15 protein-coding genes and 1 pseudogene are annotated in these 17,110 nt (G+C 59.0%); 9 read left to right on the top strand and 7 right to left on the bottom strand.

What is annotated here, in order from left to right; genetic code table 11:
• Nucleotides 1-33 precede the first annotated feature (33 nt).
• On the bottom strand, nucleotides 34-549 hold the full coding sequence (locus AC07S6_RS02585; RefSeq protein WP_495111608.1) for a GNAT family N-acetyltransferase: 516 nt from the start codon (nucleotides 547-549) through the stop codon (nucleotides 34-36).
• A 117-nt stretch (nucleotides 550-666) separates the two neighbouring features.
• The gene (locus AC07S6_RS02580; protein WP_495111607.1) at nucleotides 667-1,881 is read right to left on the bottom strand and encodes an aldose 1-epimerase family protein; all 1,215 of its coding nucleotides are present in this window, start codon (nucleotides 1,879-1,881) and stop codon (nucleotides 667-669) included.
• Between the two features lie 361 nt (nucleotides 1,882-2,242).
• On the opposite strand from AC07S6_RS02580, the gene AC07S6_RS02575 reads away from it, so the two are divergent.
• The 4 genes and pseudogenes from AC07S6_RS02575 (at nucleotide 2,243) to AC07S6_RS02560 (ending at nucleotide 5,954) form a co-directional block, all read left to right on the top strand.
• Nucleotides 2,243-2,656: a hypothetical protein gene (locus tag AC07S6_RS02575; protein WP_152748571.1), complete on the top strand. Its 414-nt coding sequence runs from the start codon at nucleotides 2,243-2,245 to the stop codon at nucleotides 2,654-2,656.
• Between the two features lie 121 nt (nucleotides 2,657-2,777).
• A pseudogene (locus AC07S6_RS02570) lies at nucleotides 2,778-4,213 on the top strand (IS1182 family transposase).
• Nucleotides 4,214-4,359: 146 nt separating this feature from the next.
• Nucleotides 4,360-5,235, top strand: a complete 876-nt coding sequence (hchA, locus tag AC07S6_RS02565; protein ID WP_495111606.1) for a protein deglycase HchA — start codon at nucleotides 4,360-4,362, stop codon at nucleotides 5,233-5,235.
• 26 nt (nucleotides 5,236-5,261) lie between these two features.
• Nucleotides 5,262-5,954: a PA1136 family autoinducer-binding transcriptional regulator gene (locus tag AC07S6_RS02560; protein ID WP_495111605.1), complete on the top strand. Its 693-nt coding sequence runs from the start codon at nucleotides 5,262-5,264 to the stop codon at nucleotides 5,952-5,954.
• Nucleotides 5,955-6,080: 126 nt separating this feature from the next.
• Here the strand turns inward: AC07S6_RS02560 and AC07S6_RS02555 are convergent, their stop codons facing one another.
• Complete coding sequence (locus AC07S6_RS02555) at nucleotides 6,081-6,974, bottom strand: LysR family transcriptional regulator (protein ID WP_495111771.1); 894 nt, start codon at nucleotides 6,972-6,974, stop codon at nucleotides 6,081-6,083.
• Between the two features lie 94 nt (nucleotides 6,975-7,068).
• Between AC07S6_RS02555 and AC07S6_RS02550 the strand changes: the two genes are divergently transcribed.
• The 4 genes from AC07S6_RS02550 to AC07S6_RS02535 all read left to right on the top strand — a co-directional run bounded on the left by AC07S6_RS02550 (nucleotide 7,069) and on the right by AC07S6_RS02535 (nucleotide 12,017).
• A complete protein-coding gene (locus AC07S6_RS02550) occupies nucleotides 7,069-8,253 on the top strand; it encodes an MFS transporter (protein ID WP_056787511.1) in 1,185 nt (394 codons plus the stop codon).
• 59 nt (nucleotides 8,254-8,312) lie between these two features.
• The gene (locus AC07S6_RS02545; protein WP_495111604.1) at nucleotides 8,313-8,795 is read left to right on the top strand and encodes a VOC family protein; all 483 of its coding nucleotides are present in this window, start codon (nucleotides 8,313-8,315) and stop codon (nucleotides 8,793-8,795) included.
• Between the two features lie 682 nt (nucleotides 8,796-9,477).
• Nucleotides 9,478-10,854 carry a pyridoxal-phosphate dependent enzyme gene (locus AC07S6_RS02540; protein WP_495111603.1) on the top strand — a complete coding sequence of 459 codons (1,377 nt, stop codon included), beginning with the start codon at nucleotides 9,478-9,480 and terminating at the stop codon, nucleotides 10,852-10,854.
• Nucleotides 10,851-12,017, top strand: coding sequence for a cystathionine gamma-synthase (locus tag AC07S6_RS02535; RefSeq protein WP_133633652.1), 1,167 nt, complete (start codon nucleotides 10,851-10,853; stop codon nucleotides 12,015-12,017). The genes AC07S6_RS02540 and AC07S6_RS02535 overlap by 4 nt, the downstream gene beginning before the upstream one ends.
• Nucleotides 12,018-12,139: 122 nt before the next feature.
• On the opposite strand, the gene AC07S6_RS02530 is transcribed toward AC07S6_RS02535, so the two are convergent.
• Complete coding sequence (locus AC07S6_RS02530; protein WP_495111602.1) at nucleotides 12,140-14,338, bottom strand: OsmC domain/YcaO domain-containing protein; 2,199 nt, start codon at nucleotides 14,336-14,338, stop codon at nucleotides 12,140-12,142.
• 145 nt (nucleotides 14,339-14,483) lie between these two features.
• Between AC07S6_RS02530 and AC07S6_RS02525 the strand changes: the two genes are divergently transcribed.
• Nucleotides 14,484-15,062, top strand: a complete 579-nt coding sequence (locus AC07S6_RS02525; RefSeq protein WP_495111601.1) for a cysteine hydrolase family protein — start codon at nucleotides 14,484-14,486, stop codon at nucleotides 15,060-15,062.
• A 109-nt stretch (nucleotides 15,063-15,171) separates the two neighbouring features.
• Here the strand turns inward: AC07S6_RS02525 and AC07S6_RS02520 are convergent, their stop codons facing one another.
• The 3 genes from AC07S6_RS02520 to AC07S6_RS02510 are packed head-to-tail and all read right to left on the bottom strand — an operon-like array spanning nucleotide 15,172 to nucleotide 16,887.
• Nucleotides 15,172-15,621: an NUDIX hydrolase gene (locus tag AC07S6_RS02520; protein WP_198791718.1), complete on the bottom strand. Its 450-nt coding sequence runs from the start codon at nucleotides 15,619-15,621 to the stop codon at nucleotides 15,172-15,174.
• Complete coding sequence (locus tag AC07S6_RS02515; protein WP_495111600.1) at nucleotides 15,614-16,411, bottom strand: nucleotidyltransferase domain-containing protein; 798 nt, start codon at nucleotides 16,409-16,411, stop codon at nucleotides 15,614-15,616. Before AC07S6_RS02515 ends, AC07S6_RS02520 begins: the two co-directional genes overlap by 8 nt.
• Complete coding sequence (locus tag AC07S6_RS02510) at nucleotides 16,408-16,887, bottom strand: P-loop nucleotide/nucleoside kinase family protein (RefSeq protein ID WP_495111599.1); 480 nt, start codon at nucleotides 16,885-16,887, stop codon at nucleotides 16,408-16,410. The genes AC07S6_RS02515 and AC07S6_RS02510 overlap by 4 nt, the downstream gene beginning before the upstream one ends.
• Nucleotides 16,888-17,110: the final 223 nt, after the last annotated feature.

Raw genomic sequence — 17,110 nt, 5'->3', positions numbered from 1 at the left:
CCCACTGATGCCCAAGTTGCGTAAATACCTAGGCTATCTCAACGGCAAACCATACCTCACCTCCACCAGCGCCACACCGCCCCTCTCCAGATGGCGCTCAGTCCCGGCCTCCTCGACACACCCCGCCCGGCGATAAAATCGAATAGCCCGTTCATTACCGGCCAAGACCCACAGCGTTAAACGCTCATAGCCTTGCGCCAACAGGTCCTGCAAGCCGGCATTCCACAAGCCCCGCCCGACGCCGGTGTGCCAATACTCGGCGAGTACGTAGATGGCCATGACCTCACCTGCATTGGCCTGCACGGCGTCTTCGTCACGGCTGGCGCCAACGGATATCCAGCCGACAATCTGCTGGCCCACCTCGGCAACCCATACCGTCGACTCACCCGAGGCAAGCGAGCGAGCCCAATGGGCTTCGCGCCGAGCAAGCGTTACTTGCAATCCGCTCAAGAACTGGGCGGGCATCAGGTCACGGTAGGCGTCTTGCCAACTGCGGATATGCACCTGGGCAATGGCCTTTGCGTCGGTGGGTAATGCTCTGCGAATCACGGATAGGCTCCTGAAATACGGTTATTTCAGTATGCATGCCCATCGATGACAGTTGGAGGGCGCGGGTTCCGGCGTCGATGAAGAGCGCCGGGGCCCGCGTGAAGGCTTCAGCCAATGTCACCCCTTGGTCAGATCCACCAAAGGCGTCTGCCGCACCTCAGTCTCACGCCCACCCTGAATCTCGCTGACCTGCTTCAAGGCCTTTTCAACAGCCGCCTTATCCGCCAACAAGCTGTAGCTGATACGGAACTGCTTGTGTTCCTTCGCCCCGATCGTAGGCACCAGGTTCAGTGGCCGCTGATAACGACGGTTATAGGAAAAACTCGTCCCCGGCTCCAGCCCCGTGACATAGCCCTGCCCTTGGGTATCAGTGTTCTTCCACAGGGAAAACACCGGCAGTGTCTGCGTATTGAAACCCACCGAAACCCCCAGGCTGCCGGCCTTGTTATGCAACACCGTCAAGGTATCACCCTTGGCATCGGCATACGGCACCACGTTGTAAACCGTTTCGTCATAGTCCTTCGTCGGTGCGCGATAGGTTTGCCAATCGGCCAGTTCGCCCTTGGCCTTGTCGTTGAACGGCGACACCTGCTTCACCGGCGCAACGAACCGCGCGCCTTGCTCCAGGAACGGGGTGCTGAAGTTACTGTGATACAGCGCCTGGTATTCCTTCGGATAATCGCCATTGTTGGTCAGCGTGTCGTTGAGGGCGAACACCACACTGCCAGGCTCGGTGACCAGTTCGGTCGCAACAGAGAAATCGACCTTCTTGAACGCCTGCTCTTTCAACTCGCCACGCAGGGTGATCTCGTACGGCGGTTTTTCGTCGATATGCAGGGTGACTTTGTTCGCAGGGATATTGGCCGCCCGCCCGTGCAGGGTCAACAGCTCGCCGTTGTCGATACCAGGGTGCCCGACCCATTCGTAGCCGCAGCGGGTGACCAGCTCATTGAAACCTTCCAACCAGCCCAGACCACCGCGGCCATTGAGCTCGATGAAGGAAGGATTAACCACTTCCTTGACCGGCGAATCCCAGCCCATCCGCACATCGCCAACCGACGCCTGCAACACGTTCATGCCACGGGTCGGCACTACCGAGAGCTTCATCGTGCCGTTGTCGATATCCACGATGCTCACACCCTCCTGCCGACCACCGTGCAGGGTGCGCAGGGTAACGCTGAAGGGCTTGTCGGTTTGGATGCCGAGCTGCTGGCTGGTGACCTGCCAGTTCTGGGCGGCTTTGTCGGTATCGAGCAGCACGTAATCCCAGGCTAGGGCTTGGGAGGCGGCAGAGAATGCGCTGAGGGCAACGAGGAGTTTGAGCGGGATCATGGCGGTGGCCTTTATTGGAGTTGTTTGCGCTTTATAAACTCGATGAAACGTTTCAGCAAGCTTAAAAGACGCGACAGTGTGGGGAAAGGCCATGAAGAAGGTGGAACAGATCAGGAGGTCAAGGCGATGCGCTTGCGGGCAGGCTGGAACGAAAACGCGAGTGGGCGGCGTGTGAGCTTTGGTCCATCCGTGCCGTTTACAACCTTGCGTTGACTCATTGGCTGCAAACGGTCCAGGCTGTGTGAAAACACGTTTTTAGAACGATTCGCCCATGGGGCATTCGACCAGGTTTTGAGGCACCATATGGTCTCTAAGAATCCAGCAGCTCGACGCAGCTCGCAAACCAAATCAGGAAGAATGAATGCCTTCCCGTCGCCGCCTCAGTAGTGTCTGTCAAAGTATTGCGCATCACGCTGCGAGCAGTCTGTCGTACGTACACCCACATCTGTTGCAAGCCCTCAAAGCGACCGGGGAATCGATCGCGACGGTGGATCTACTGAGTGCGACCCCATACCCGAAGGAGCTTCTCAGTCATCCCCACCTTCCCACCGCCCTCTCTTCACTACGTGATCGTTTTGAACAGATTTTGAAATCTGAAGGATTTTTAATAACCGACCTCAACGAGGCCAAGCTATTTTTCAAACCTGATGGCCAATACCGTGACGAGTATTGTTGCGAATGCCACGCAAGGTTGTCTCATTCAAGCGGCCGTAAATACTTTGCGGCAGTCAATTGCATGGGTAAATCCATTGTTCCCCAGCTTGCCAATATCTGACCAATCCCCTCCGGTAACGTCTTCAATCCAGATGAAAGCGAGCTTTGCTTTAAGGCCAAAAGTCGGAATACGCCGAGGATGATCTAAGCTTTTGTTCGTCTAGATCGTATCGGGGGCGATCATGAAACGATTCATTGAGGGTGAGACTCGGACGCAGGTGACGCTGCTGCCGGAGTGCTTGGACGATTATGTAGCCGAAGAAAATCCAGTGCGAGTGGTCGACGTTTTCGTCGATGAACTCGACCTCGGCGCACTTGGTTTTGAGGGCGTCGATCCTGCCGCAACTGGTCGTCCGGCCTATCACCCAGCAATGTTGCTGAAGATCTATATCTACGGCTATCTCAATCGGATTCAGTCCAGCCGCCGACTTGAGCGTGAGGCCGAGCGCAACGTCGAGTTGATGTGGCTAACGGGGCGTTTAGCCCCGGACTTCAAAACCATTGCCGACTTTCGCAAAGACAACGGCAAAGCCATTCGCAGCGTATGCCGCCAGTTCGTAGTTCTTTGTCGCAACCTCAATCTCTTCTCCCAATCGATCATCGCCATCGACGGCAGCAAATTCAAAGCCGTCAATAATCGCGACCGCAACTTCACTCAGGGCAAGGTGAAGGCACGCATGCAGCAGATCGAGCAGAGCATTGATCGATATCTGGCGGCGATGGATTCGGCGGATCGGGCAACGCCCGAAGTGGCCGAGGCCAAAGCAGAGCGGCTTAAAGAAAAGATAGAAACACTGAAAAAGCAGATGCAGACACTCAAGGACATCGAGGCGCAACTCCACGAAAGTCCAGACCAGCAGATCTCCCTCACAGACCCAGATGCACGCTCAATGGCTACGAGCGGCCGAGGCACCGGAACGGTTGGCTACAACGTACAAACAGCTGTCGACGACAAACACCATCTGATCGTTGCCCATGAGGTGACCAACGTTGGTAATGATCGTGGGCAACTGAGCAATATGGCGAACCAAGCGCGTGAAGAAATTGGAGCTGAATCACTAACGGTGGTGGCTGATCGAGGCTATTACAAAGGTCTGGAAATCCTTGCTTGCGAGCAAGCCGGCATCACTACCTTCGTACCGAAACCCCTCACATCTGGCAGCAAAGCCGAAGGCAGATTCGGCAAGCAGGATTTCATTTATCTTATTGCGTCGGACGAGTATCGATGCCCTGCGGGGCAGTTACTAACCAGGCGGCATTCGTCGATGGAAGACGGCATGTTATTGCATTGTTACTACTTCTCGGGCTGCGAATCCTGCTCAATGCAAAAGCAATGTACGACGGGTAAGGAGCGCCGTGTGAAGCGCTGGGAACATGAGGCTGTAGTCGACGCGATGCAGGTTCGGCTAGAACATCATCCAGCGATGATGAGGGTTCGTCGACAGACCGTTGAACATCCTTTTGGAACGCTCAAATACTGATGGGAAGTACCCACTTCCTGACCAAAACCTTGCCGAGGGTGAGCACTGAGATGAGCCTCCATGTGCTCGCCTACAACCTCAAACGAATGATGCGCATCTTCGGCATCGCAGCGCTGCTTGAGGCGATCAGGGCGTGAATCCAGCCGCTTGGCTCGCCAGTTAGTAGCCGATCGGCGTACTGTATGGGTGCGGAAAATTTCTTTGAGGGAAAACCCTCATTGCTGGGCCTGCGTCACGCTATTAGCATTGATTTCGACAATCAGCCCATTCGTAGGAGAAAACCATGACTACCTTGCAGAGTGACGACAAGCGCCCCACTCCGGATCAGGCAGAGGACAATGCCTTTTTCCCCTCTCCATACTCGCTAAGCCAATTTACCTCGCCAAAATCTGATTTGAGTGACGCGGATTACCCTAATCCTTACCGAGGTGGCCGCTGGAAGATATTGCTGATCGGCGCCGACGAGCGCTATTTACTGACCGACAACGGCACCATGTTTTCCACCGGTAATCACCCGGTCGAGACGTTGCTACCCATGTACCACCTCGACAAAGCCGGTTTCGCGTTCGACGTTGCTACCCTGTCAGGCAATCCGGTGAAGTTTGAGTTCTGGGCCATGCCTTCCGAAGATACCGAGGTAAAGAATTTCTACGCCAAATACCGCGAACAGTTCAAAAAACCCTTGAAGCTTTCCGATGTGGTCGAAAAGGCACTGGGCGAGGATTCGGATTACATCGGGGTTTTCATACCCGGCGGACACGGCGCGCTGATTGGATTGCCGGAGAGTGCCGACGTGAAAGCGGCTTTGCATTGGGCAATCACCAACGACAAATTTGTGATTTCCCTATGTCACGGCCCAGCAGCAATGCTCGCGGCGGGTATTGGAGAGTCGAGGGATTCCTACATTTTCAACGGCTACAAGATCTGCGCATTTCCAGACAGTCTCGACGCAAAAACGCCCGACATCGGTTATATGCCTGGGCATTTGACCTGGAAATTTGGTGAGCAATTGAAAGCCCTGGGAGTTGAGATAGTCAACCAGGATATTTCAGGTGCAACGCTCCAAGACCGCAAGTTGCTGACCGGCGACAGCCCACTGGCAGGCAATAATCTGGGCAAGTTAGCAGTTGAAGCATTGTTGAAAGAGGTCGCATCGTAGTGAGCGACGGGCCGGCAGAAACAGCGATGCGATCTGCTCTGGAGATAGAGACGGCGCGCACACTTGAATCAATCAAGAAAGCCGTCAGGGGTTTTGCCACGCCCTACGGCTATGATCGATTCGTGTTGTTTTCTGCATCGCCGGCAAGTGAAGAAGTGGTTGAGCATATCTACTGGGTCGAAGGCGATTGGTTCGATAACGGTCGATCGGTGGATGCAGAGACTTATGTTCGACATTGTCCGGTGACTCGCCACCTTCTGAATGCTCGGCAATCCTTCTTCTGGCAGAAAGAGCAGGTCAATGGACAAGAGCGCTACCGGGTGATTCGTTCTCCAGGTGACCCAGGGATTCAGGGGTTGCAGGTACCAGTTTTCGGCCCGCAGGGGCTTGAGGGCGCGATGAGCTTGGGGGGTGAGCCGGTGGATGGAAGCCCGCGGGTTCGCTTGGGACTAAGCTTGGTTGCGACGGCCGCTTTTTTCGCAGCTAGGCGGTTGCTTGAGGCTCCACTGGACGAAGCGTTACAAAGCCTTTCCCCGCGAGAGCGTGAAGTCATGGAATGGACGGCTGCCGGAAGACGGCAAGCGGATATTGCAGCAACTCTCGGTTTGTCGGAGCGTACGGTTGAAAATCACCTGCGCTCAGCGCGCAGACGTCTGGGCGTGACAACGACAGCACAAGCCATCAGGATGGCCATCCGTAACGGCGATATTGATGGTTAAGGACGCGACGAGATCGAGTGGTGGAACGTTTGGACCTCCGAGTAATTTCCTCAATGGGCTGATCTGAATGTCGGCTATTGGCCGAAATCCGCCGGTCAGCCCCCTCCTCCCCAAAAATCCCTCCCCTCAACCCCCACACCTCTCCATCAAAAAATCCACAAACGCCCTAACCCGCGCCGGCATCGCCCCTCCCCCCACAAAGACCGCATGAATCGGCTCCACATCCCCAGGATTAAATTCCTCCAACAACACCACCAACTCCCCCCGCCTCACCTCCTCCACCACACTAAACGCCCCAATCCTCGCCACCCCCGCCCCCAGCTTCGCCAACTGCGCCAATGCCTCACCACTATTCCCCTCAATCGTCCCCGCCACCTTCAACGAAAACTCCCGCCCCTCCACCCGAAACGGCCAATCCGGCGCCGCCCTACGGAAGTTGAAGCGCAGGCAGTTGTGTTGCAGTAAATCCTGCGGCGTCACGGGGGTGCCATGCCGTGCCAGGTACTCCGGTGAAGCAACGATAACCTGCCCGGTAGAGCCGATAAGGCGAGCAGTCAGGGGGCTGTCGGCGAGGGGGCCGAAGCGGATGGCAACGTCGGCTTGGCCGCCGAGGATGTCCACGACTTCGTCGCCGAGCATCAGGTCGACGACGATGGCGGGATAGCGGGCGCTGAAGGCGGCGATCAGGGGGACGATGGTCATGCGGCCGTGGGCCAGTGCGGCGCTGACGCGCAGGCGTCCGCGTGGGGCGCCCTGGTCGGTGATGGCGTCTTCGACTTCGGCCATGTCGGCGAGGATGCGTCGGGCGCCGCGCAGGTAGGCTTCGCCTTCGGCGGTGAAGGTGATGGCGCGGGTGGTGCGCAGTAGCAGACGGGTGCCGATGCGCTGTTCGGTGCGGGTAAGGATGCGGCTGATGGCCGATGGGGTCAGCCCCAAGGCCCTTGCTGCACCCGACAGGCTGCCGTGCTCGGCGACCATGGTGAACACTTCCATCTCTCCCGAACGCCCGCCGATGTCCATTTGTGCCTCCTGCGCAAAGCTGTAGTTCCCAACCAAGGGCTACTGCTGCAAAAGGCAGGATTGTAGCATTTGGCTCACAGATGAGGAGTCACCCATGCGTATCAATCCACCCCTTGTAGCATTGTCCGTCGGTGCCTTTGGCATCGGGGTCACAGAGTTTGCCCCTATGGGCATGTTGCCCGGTATCGCCGCTGATCTTGATGTTTCCATTCCCGCTGCAGGGCTGTTGGTAAGCGCCTACGCCATGGGCGTGTTGATTGGCGCGCCGATCATGACCCTGGCGACGGCCAGGGTGCCCCGCCGTTATCTGCTGATCGGGCTGATGGCGATTTTTACCCTGGGTAATTTGCTGTCGGCGTTGGCCAGCAACTACCAGACATTGATGATCGCCAGGCTGGTGACGTCGCTCAATCACGGAGCGTTCTTTGGGATTGGCTCGATCGTGGCCGCAAGCCTGGTGGCGCCCGAGAAGCGCGCGGGCGCTGTGGCGGCGATGTTCATGGGGCTGACCCTGGCAACCATTGGCGGCGTACCCCTGGCGACCTGGTTTGGCGAGAACTTTGGTTGGCGCACCGCGTTCTGGGGCATCAGCGGGCTTGGCGCGGTGGTCATGGCGGCGCTGTGGTGGGCCTTGCCCAATGCTCCGGCGCCCAAAGGTGGCGGGCTGATGGCGGAAATCCGTGTGCTGGGTCGCGGGCCGGTGCTGGCCGCGTTGGCACTGACCGTGGTGGGCTCGAGTGCGATGTTTACGGTATTCACCTACATCGCGCCGATTCTGCGCGATGTCACCCACGCTTCGACCAACTTCGTCACCGGGATGCTGGTGCTGTTCGGAATCGGGCTCACCCTGGGCAATGTATGGGGTGGCAAGTCAGCGGACCGGTCGGTGGACCGCACCTTGATCATCTCGCTGGTGGTGTTGATTGCCGTGCTGCTTGCCTTCTCGGTACTCATGCAATGGCCGTTGCCCGCGGCGTTGTCGATCCTGCTGTGGGGCGCTGCCAGCTTTGCCCTGGTGCCGCCGCTGCAGATGCGGGTGATGGAGGCCGCCAAAGACGCGCCTAACCTGGCTTCGGCGATGAACATCGGTGCGTTCAATTTTGGCAATGCGATTGGTGCGGCATTGGGTGGCGCGGTGATCAATGCCGGGCTGGGCTACCCGGCCATTTCCCTGGCAGGCGCACTGATGGCGGGCCTGGGCTTGCTGATGGTATTGGGGCTGAGCTGGCGTTCGCGGCGGGCCGACTCACGCGCTGGTCGGGAGACGGTGCAAGCCTGAGTAGTGTTGCAGGTTGTTCGTCTAGACTTCATGCACCTTTCAACCCGAGGAGCCTTGCGATGAACAACAAAAATACGATCTGCCTCTGGTACAACGGCGATGCTCTGGAGGCAGCGACCTTCTACGCCAACACCTTCCCCGACAGCGAAGTAAAGGCCGTACACCGTGCGCCTGGCGACTACCCGGCTGGCAAGCAGGGCGATGAGTTGACCGTGGAATTCACCGTGCTGGGTATCCCCTGCGTGGGTCTCAATGGCGGCCCGGCGTTCAAGCACAGTGAGGCGTTTTCCTTTCAGGTGTCTACCGAGGATCAGGAGGAAACCGACCGTTTATGGCATGCCATCATCGACAACGGTGGGCAGGCGAGCGCTTGCGGTTGGTGCAGGGACAAGTGGGGGCTGTCGTGGCAGATCTCGCCGCGGGTGTTGGTCGATGCAGTTACCAGTAAAGATCCTGCCGTCGCCAAGCGCGCATTTGAAGCGATGATGACCATGACCAAAATCGACATCGCTGCCATCGAAGCCGCCATTGCCGGAAACTGAACGGTGGGAGCGCTCGAGCCTTAGCGAGGCCGCGATGGCGGTGGGTCAGGCAGCGTAAATGCCAACAGCACCACCGCCATCGCAGCATAGGTATCTACACAACTTTGTGGGTTGTAACAGCAGACGGCAACCACGATGCGAAGCGAGTCGCTCTTGATCTTAGGCGCCCCGTTAAACCGCGCTGGCGGATTACGGGCACACCGAGCCTAGGCGAGGTGCCGAGTGGTGGGGCAAGAGCGTTTTGCTTACTTTGGCCTGGGCCGGCATCCCGGCTTTTGCAAAGTGAGCCGCCGTCAGGGCGGAACCATCGGTGGCCGTTACCTTAATAATGGATATGTACTCGGTCAAATCCAATATTCCGGTCGGCAGACCGCCTTCGCAGGCAAGCCAGCTCCCACATATGAATCGCGGCGCGTTAGTTAGATCGACGCCGGCTGTCAGGCCGTCACGGGAGCAAGCTCCCTCGCCACAGGTTCAGCGTCGCACCAAATTTGTGTAGATACCTATGACCATCGCAGGCAAGCCAGCTCCCACATCTGGATCGCGCGCCCTCCCCCATGCGGCAAAAAAAGTCATACAACGGACGCCCGGTTGCGACACCGTCAATACCGGCCTATGTTCCAAGCCATGCTGTTTTTTTGCTGTCCCCCGCCCTGCGCCCATCCCGTAACCAGGAGACGACATGCCCACCCCTTCACGCCCCGCTGTACTCGAACTGATCGGCAATACCCCGCTGGTCAAGGTCAGCCGCTTCGATACCGGCCCCTGCACGCTGTTTCTCAAGCTTGAATCGCAAAACCCCGGCGGTTCCATCAAGGACCGCATCGGCCTGGCAATGATCGACGCCGCTGAACGCGACGGTCGCTTGCGCCCTGGCGGTTCCATCATTGAAGCCACCGCCGGCAATACCGGCCTGGGCCTGGCGCTGGTGGGCCGGGCCAAGGGTTACCGGGTGGTGTTGGTGGTGCCCGACAAGATGTCCACGGAAAAAGTGCTGCACCTCAAGGCCATGGGCGCCGAGGTGCATATCACCCGTTCCGATGTGGGCAAGGGCCACCCCGAGTATTACCAGGACGTGGCGGCACGCTTGGCCAAAGATATTCCGGGCTCGTTCTTCGCCGACCAGTTCAATAACCCGGCCAACCCCTTGGCCCACGAGACCAGTACCGCGCCGGAGATCTGGGCGCAGACCCAGCACGATGTGGACGCGATTGTGGTGGGCGTCGGCTCGGCCGGCACCCTCACCGGCCTCACGCGTTTCTTCAAGCGCGTGCAACCCGAACTGGCCATGGTGCTGGCCGACCCGGTCGGTTCGGTGATGGCCGAATACAGCCGCAGCGGCAAGCTGGAAACCCCTGGTTCCTGGGCCGTGGAAGGTATTGGCGAAGACTTCATCCCTTCGATTGCCGACCTGTCCAGCGTGCGCCACGCCTACTCCATCAGCGATGCCGACAGCTTCGACCACGCCCGCCAATTGCTCAAGGCCGAAGGCATCCTCGGCGGCTCATCCACCGGCACACTGCTCGCCGCGGCCTTGCGCTACTGCCGCGAGCAAACCGAGCCCAAGCGCGTGGTCACCTTCGTCTGCGACACCGGTACGCGCTACCTGTCGAAGGTTTACAACGACCAGTGGATGAACGACGCCGGCCTTTTGCAGTACAAGCACTACGGTGACCTGCGCGACCTGATCGCGCGCCGCTTCGAAGACGGCCGCGTGATCAGCGTAAGCCCCGACGACACCCTGCTCACCGCCTTCCAGCGCATGCGCCTGGCGGACGTGTCGCAACTGCCGGTGCTGGTCGATGGCCAGACCCTGGTGGGCGTGATCGACGAGTCCGACATCCTGCTGGGCCTGCACCACGACGCCGCAGATTTTTCCATGACCGTCGCCAGCGCCATGACCAACACCCTGCACACCCTGGCCCCCAACGCCAGCCTGGCCGAACTGCAGGCTGAACTGGATCGCGGCCTGGTCGCCATCATTGCCGACGCCGCAGGCTTTCATGGCCTGATCACCCGCGTCGACCTGCTTAACCACCTACGGAGATCCCTTGCATGAGCCAGCCCGATAAAAGCGCGTTTGCCACCCGAGTGATCCACGCCGGGCAGTCACCCGACCCGACCACGGGCGCGCTGATGCCGCCGATCTACGCCAACTCCACCTACCTGCAAGACAGCCCCGGCGTGCACAAGGGGTTTGACTATGGCCGCTCCCATAACCCCACGCGTTTCGCCCTGGAGCGCTGCGTGGCCGACCTTGAAGGCGGCAGCCAGGCATTTGCATTTGCCTCGGGGCTGGCGGCGATCTCCACCGTGCTGGAACTGCTGGATGCCGGCGCGCATATCGTCTCGGGCAACGACCTGTACGGCGGCACTTTCCGCCTGTTCGACAAGGTGCGCCAGCGCAGTGCCGGGCACCGTTTCAGCTATGTCGACCTCAGCGACTTGTCGGCGTTTGAAGCGTCATTGCAGGACGACACGCGCATGGTCTGGGTCGAAACCCCAAGCAACCCGCTGCTGAGCCTGACCGACCTGCGCGCCGTCGCCCGCATCTGCCGTGCCCGCGGGATTATCTGCGTGGCCGACAATACCTTTGCCAGCCCCTGGATCCAGCGCCCGCTGGAGTTGGGCTTCGACATCGTGGTGCACTCCACCACCAAATACCTCAATGGGCATTCTGATGTGATCGGTGGTATCGCTGTTGTCGGTGATAACGCTGAATTGGCCGAACGCCTGGGCTTCCTGCAAAACTCCATCGGCGCCATCGCCGGGCCGTTCGATGCCTTCCTGACCCTGCGCGGGGTAAAAACCCTGGCGCTGCGCATGGAGCGCCATTGCAGCAATGCCCTGGACCTGGCCACCTGGCTGGAGCAACAGCCGCAAGTGTCACGGGTTCACTACCCGGGCCTCAAATCCCACCCACAGCACGACCTGGCGAAACAGCAGATGCGCGGCTTTGGCGGGATGATTTCAGTGGACTTGAACAGCGACTTGGCCGGCGCGACGCGCTTTCTGGAAAACGTGAAGCTCTTCGCCCTGGCCGAGAGCCTGGGGGGCGTGGAAAGCCTGATCGAGCACCCGGCGATCATGACCCATGCCAGCATCCCGGCGGCGACGCGAGCGCAATTGGGGATTGGCGATGGGCTGGTGCGCTTGTCGGTGGGGGTTGAAGATGTGGAGGATTTGCGCGCCGATCTGGCTCAGGCCTTGGCCCACATTTAACCGCCATGATCGTTCCCACGCTCTGCGTGGGAACGCATTCGGTGACGCTCTGCGTCACGCTTGGGAACGCAGAGCGTCCCTGGCTGCATTCCCACGCGGAGCGTGGGTACGATCATTGCGTATCAGCCCTGGGTGATGTTGGCCCGTGCCGCATGCAGCTTCTTGTAGCTATCGATCAAGCGCAAATGCCGGTCCAGGCCTTCCAGCTTCATGCTGGTCGGCGTCAGCCCATAAAAGCGCACACTGCCGTCGACCGAGCCGATCACCGCGTCCAGGCGCTCATTACCGAACATGCGCCGGAAGTTGGCCTCGTAGTCAGCCAGTTCCAGGTCCTCATCCAGTTCCATCTCCAGCACCGCGTTCATCGCCTGGTAAAACAGGCCGCGCTCAACGGTGTTGTCGTTGTACTGCAGGAACATCTCTACGCATTCCTTGGCCTCTTCATACTGCTTCAGCGCCAGGAATATCAGCAGTTTCAGCTCCAGGATGGTCAACTGGCCCCACGCGGTGTTGTCATCGAACTCAATGCCAATCAGCGTAGTGATATCGGTGTAGTCGTCCAGTTCGCTTTCTATCAGACGCTCGACCAACGCCTGCAGCTCCTCCTCGCTGAGGCGGTGCAGGTTGAGGATGTCTTCGCGGAAAAACAGCGCCTTGTTGGTGTTGTCCCAGATCAGGTCGTCCACCGGGTAGATTTCCGAGTAGTCCGGCACCAGGATGCGGCAGGCAGTAGCGCCCAGGTGCTCATACACCGCCATGTACGACTCTTTGCCCATGCCTTCGAGGATGCCGAACAGCGTGGCGGCTTCCTGGGCGTTGGAGTCTTCGCCCTGGCCGGAGAAGTCCCACTCGACAAATTCATAATCCGACTGGGCACTGAAGAAGCGCCACGACACTACGCCACTGGAATCGATAAAGTGCTCGACGAAGTTGTTCGGCTCGGTGACCGCCTGGCCTTCGAAGGTCGGCTGCGGCAGATCGTTCAAGCCTTCGAAGCTACGGCCTTGCAGTAGCTCGGTGAGGCTGCGTTCCAGCGCCACTTCCAGGCTCGGGTGCGCGCCGAACGAGGCGAACACGCCGCCGGTGCGCGGGTTCATCAAGGTCACGCACATCACCGGGAATTCACCGCCCAGGGACGCATCCTTGACCAGCACCGGAAAGCCCTGGGCTTCCAGGCCTTCGATACCCGCCAGGATGCCCGGGTACTTGGCCAGCACTTCGGCGGGTACGTCCGGCAGCGCAAATTCGCCTTCGATGATTTCGCGCTTCACCGCTCGCTCGAAAATCTCCGACAGGCACTGCACCTGGGCTTCGGCCAAGGTGTTACCCGCGCTCATGCCGTTGCTCAGGTAGAGGTTTTCGATCAGGTTGGACGGGAAATACACTACCTCGCCATCGGACTGACGCACGAACGGCAGCGAGACAATGCCACGGGCTTCGTTGCCGGAGTTGGTGTCGAACAGGTGTGAACCACGCAGCTCGCCCTCGCGGTTGTAGACTTTCAGGCTGTAGGCATCGAGGATTTCACTCGGCAGCTCATCGTTGGGGCCCGGCTGGAACCAACGCTCGTCCGGGTAATGCACGAACGGCGCGTTGGCCAGATCCTCACCCCAGAACTGGTCATTGTAGAAGAAGTTGCAGTTCAGACGCTCGATGAACTCACCCAGCGCCGACGCCAACGCGCCCTCTTTGGTCGCGCCTTTGCCGTTGGTAAAGCACATCGGCGAATGGGCGTCGCGGATATGCAGCGACCACACGTTGGGCACGATATTGCGCCACGAGGCAATCTCGATCTTCATGCCCAGGCCCGCGAGAATCGCCGACATGTTGGCGATGGTCTGCTCCAGCGGCAGGTCCTTGCCGGCAATGTAGGTGCCCGCTGCGGACGTGGAGTTGGGCATCAACAACGCCTGGGCATCGGCGTCGAGGTTGTCGACTTCCTCAATCACGAATTCCGGCCCGGCCTGCACCACCTTCTTCACGGTGCAGCGGTCGATGGAACGCAGGATGCCTTGGCGGTCCTTGTCGGAGATGTCTGCGGGCAATTCGACCTGAATCTTGAAAATCTGGTTGTAGCGGTTTTCCGGGTCGACGATGTTGTTCTGCGACAGGCGAATATTCTCGGTGGGAATATTGCGCGTCTGGCAGTACAACTTTACAAAGTACGCCGCACACAACGCCGACGAAGCCAGGAAGTAGTCGAATGGCCCCGGTGCCGAACCATCGCCCTTGTAGCGGATAGGCTGGTCGGCAATGACCGTGAAGTCATCGAACTTGGCTTCAAGCCGAAGGTTGTCGAGAAAGTTGACCTTAATTTCCATGCGGGCACACCAGAATAACGAGCTAAACAAATTGGCCGCCATTATGAAGCGTTTCGCCGGGAAGTCTCAGGGATTTGCGTATGGGCTGCCGATCGGTGCTAACTTCCAACCAGTTAGATAATGTTCACCTCTGCCAGGACAGGCCATGGAACCGATAGCGACTAACGCCGCATTGTTGATCGTCGATATGCAAAAAGGCATGGCCGATCCCACCCTTGGCCGCCGCAACAACCCAGACGCCGAGCTGCGCATACAGCAATTGCTCAATGCCTGGCGCCAGGCGCAACGCCCGATCATTCATGTGCGGCATATCTCCCGCTCTGCCGCTTCAGTGTTCCGGCCAGGCCAGCCCGGCTGTGAGTTCCAGGATGCGCTGCACCCCCTGGCCCAGGAGCATGTGGTTGAAAAAAACGTACCAGATGCGTTCAGCGCCACGGGCCTGGAGCGCTGGCTGCACCTGCGCTCGATCCAGCAGTTGGTAATCGTCGGGGTCATCACCAACAATTCAGTGGAATCCACCGCACGCTCGGGCGGCAACCTGGGGTTCGACGTGATTGTGGCGGCGGATGCGTGTTTTACCTTCGATCAAACCGACTTGTCGGGGCGCCTGTGGGCCGCAGAGGATGTGCATGCGTTGTCGCTCAGTAACTTGGCGATGGACTATGCAAGGGTGTTCAATACCGGGGAAATATTAGATCCATATAACCCGCGATGCGCTTTTTGATGCAATGCTGCACCTGTGGCGAGGGAGCTTGCTCCCGTGACAGCCCTAAAGCCGCCGCTTACCTAAATGTCGCCCCGATTCGCCTGCCCTCATCGTTCATGGAAAACGGCTAAAACACCCCGGCATCCTCCAGCATTTGCGGCAACGCCTGCGGCCATACCGTATCGCTCGTCGCGAGCAGCGCCTCTGCCGACCACCAATGATGATCCGCCATCACCTGGGTCTCCTCTACTGTCCACTCGGCCCTGGAAAGCGCGTCGCTGGATGCATGCACAACGAAGTACCGCTCTACTGCCAACACGGTTTCACCGCTGGGTAACATCAACGGGAAACTACGCTCTGCCACGGATTCCCCAACGCTGCTGACCGTGATACCCGTCTCTTCGCGCAACTCACGAATCGCGGCGCTGTAAAAGCTCTCCCCAGCCTCTACGCCGCCGCCCGGTGTGGCCCAGTAATCCTGGCCGGCTAGGGCGCCGTCTTTATGCACGAAGCGAAACAGCAACACTTGCTGTGCAGGGTTGATGACCAGTAATCGTGCGGCTTTGCGTTCACGCATCTGATTGATTCCTTTCTATAAGAGCCGAAACCATCCAACTCAAAAATGCCCGTAGGCGTGTCGTAAATGCCTCGCCCTCGGCGCTCGGGTTGCGTGCCTCAAACAGGAAGTAGGCGATTTGCACGCGCATGGTCGGGTAATGCTGAACGAACAGCCCGACGTAGTCTTCCAGGGTTTGCGGCCAGGTTTGCGCATCCTCGGCTCGCAGGGTGTGGGTAGCGCGGATCAAGGCCCGCGATGCTTCCCGCTGCAGGCCAAGCCGTGTGTGTTCAGTACTGGCCTGTTCGATGCGCAACAGGTACGCCGTAAGCGCCTGTTCAAAATCGCCGTTGACCGCCAGGGCGATGGCGCGGGACGGGCGAAACGGTTCGACGTGCAGTGACAGGTCTTCGCCCCAGAGACAGCGGCAATGATGTTTGAGCCAGAAGCCCCAACTGTTTAGGTTTTCAGGCGCCAACACTTGGGCGCGGTGGCCGATATCAAAGTCGATCTTGGTGACATGGGGATGCCGTTGCTCCAAAGCGAGTCGGGCCGACTCCAATTGTTCAAGCACAGGCGCATCCGGTGGCTCGACCAGTATCAGGGAAAGGTCAAGATCAGAAATGCCGGTCTCACCTTCGCCCCGTGCGATGCTGCCATACAGGTAGATCCCGTGCAGCCCCAGCTCAGGCCGGGACAAGGTAGCGCAAACGTCCGCCAGCAGGGGCTGGAACTCCGGTTGTATAGGTCCATCAGCGACGGTGAGGATATAGCCGTCGCCATCGATGCCAGCATGTTTTTGGGTAGTCACGGGCGATGCACCTCAATCACCAACCCTTCCTCTTCACTCGGCACACTGAAATGGCGAGTGATCAGGTCAAACTCGGCATCGGTGGCGGCAAAATCATGTTCACCTCGGGCATTGCGCGCATGCAGGCGCGCACGACAGGTGGCATCGTCCAGCTCCAGGTAATGCAGGCAGTGCGGCACCTTGGCTGCCTGGGCCAGGCCGAGTAACCATTGACGATTGGCGAGGGTATTGGCCGGAAAATCCAGCACCACATTGACGCCGCACGCCAACAGATCGATCACCAGCGGCTCAAGTACTCCACGAACCTGCTGGGCACAGCGCAGGTAGTCGGCAATGCTCTGGATCTCGCCGGGATAGAGATTGGCAAGCCACTGGTCTTCACTGAGCACAATGGCCCCATGCTCGGCGGCCAGGGTCTTGGCGAGTGTGGACTTACCGGATGCGATCTTGCCGCAGAGCAGATGCAGGGTGGGCATAACGCTATTCCTCATGTCGGGCCAGGAAGGATGAGTCATATAGCCGCTGTGGTAAACATAAGCAGGCATAGGTATCTACGTAACTTTGTAGGCGGTAGCAGCAGACGGTAACCACGATGCGAAGCGAGCCGCTCTTGATCTGCTTGTGATCTTGATCTCAGGCGCCCCGTTAAACCACGCTGGCCGGAATTCGACAGGGATTTGGGGGGTAAACCGGCAGGGA

This window comes from Pseudomonas sp. GW821-FHT07B01, from assembly GCF_059419065.1.
This window is presented reverse-complemented; position numbering and strand designations above follow the sequence as displayed.

Bases quoted from the DNA above. Each gene is read 5' to 3' on its own strand.
- AC07S6_RS02580 (WP_495111607.1), bottom strand. From the start codon at position 1,881: ATGATCCCGCTCAAACTCCTCGTTGCCCTCAGCGCATTCTCTGCCGCC.
- AC07S6_RS02575 (WP_152748571.1), top strand. From the start codon at position 2,243: ATGCCTTCCCGTCGCCGCCTCAGTAGTGTCTGTCAAAGTATTGCGCAT.
- hchA (WP_495111606.1), top strand. From the start codon at position 4,360: ATGACTACCTTGCAGAGTGACGACAAGCGCCCCACTCCGGATCAGGCA.
- AC07S6_RS02560 (WP_495111605.1), top strand. From the start codon at position 5,262: ATGCGATCTGCTCTGGAGATAGAGACGGCGCGCACACTTGAATCAATC.
- AC07S6_RS02555 (WP_495111771.1), bottom strand. From the start codon at position 6,974: ATGGACATCGGCGGGCGTTCGGGAGAGATGGAAGTGTTCACCATGGTC.
- AC07S6_RS02550 (WP_056787511.1), top strand. From the start codon at position 7,069: ATGCGTATCAATCCACCCCTTGTAGCATTGTCCGTCGGTGCCTTTGGC.
- AC07S6_RS02545 (WP_495111604.1), top strand. From the start codon at position 8,313: ATGAACAACAAAAATACGATCTGCCTCTGGTACAACGGCGATGCTCTG.
- AC07S6_RS02540 (WP_495111603.1), top strand. From the start codon at position 9,478: ATGCCCACCCCTTCACGCCCCGCTGTACTCGAACTGATCGGCAATACC.
- AC07S6_RS02535 (WP_133633652.1), top strand. From the start codon at position 10,851: ATGAGCCAGCCCGATAAAAGCGCGTTTGCCACCCGAGTGATCCACGCC.
- AC07S6_RS02530 (WP_495111602.1), bottom strand. From the start codon at position 14,338: ATGGAAATTAAGGTCAACTTTCTCGACAACCTTCGGCTTGAAGCCAAG.
- AC07S6_RS02525 (WP_495111601.1), top strand. From the start codon at position 14,484: ATGGAACCGATAGCGACTAACGCCGCATTGTTGATCGTCGATATGCAA.
- AC07S6_RS02520 (WP_198791718.1), bottom strand. From the start codon at position 15,621: ATGCGTGAACGCAAAGCCGCACGATTACTGGTCATCAACCCTGCACAG.
- AC07S6_RS02510 (WP_495111599.1), bottom strand. From the start codon at position 16,887: ATGCCCACCCTGCATCTGCTCTGCGGCAAGATCGCATCCGGTAAGTCC.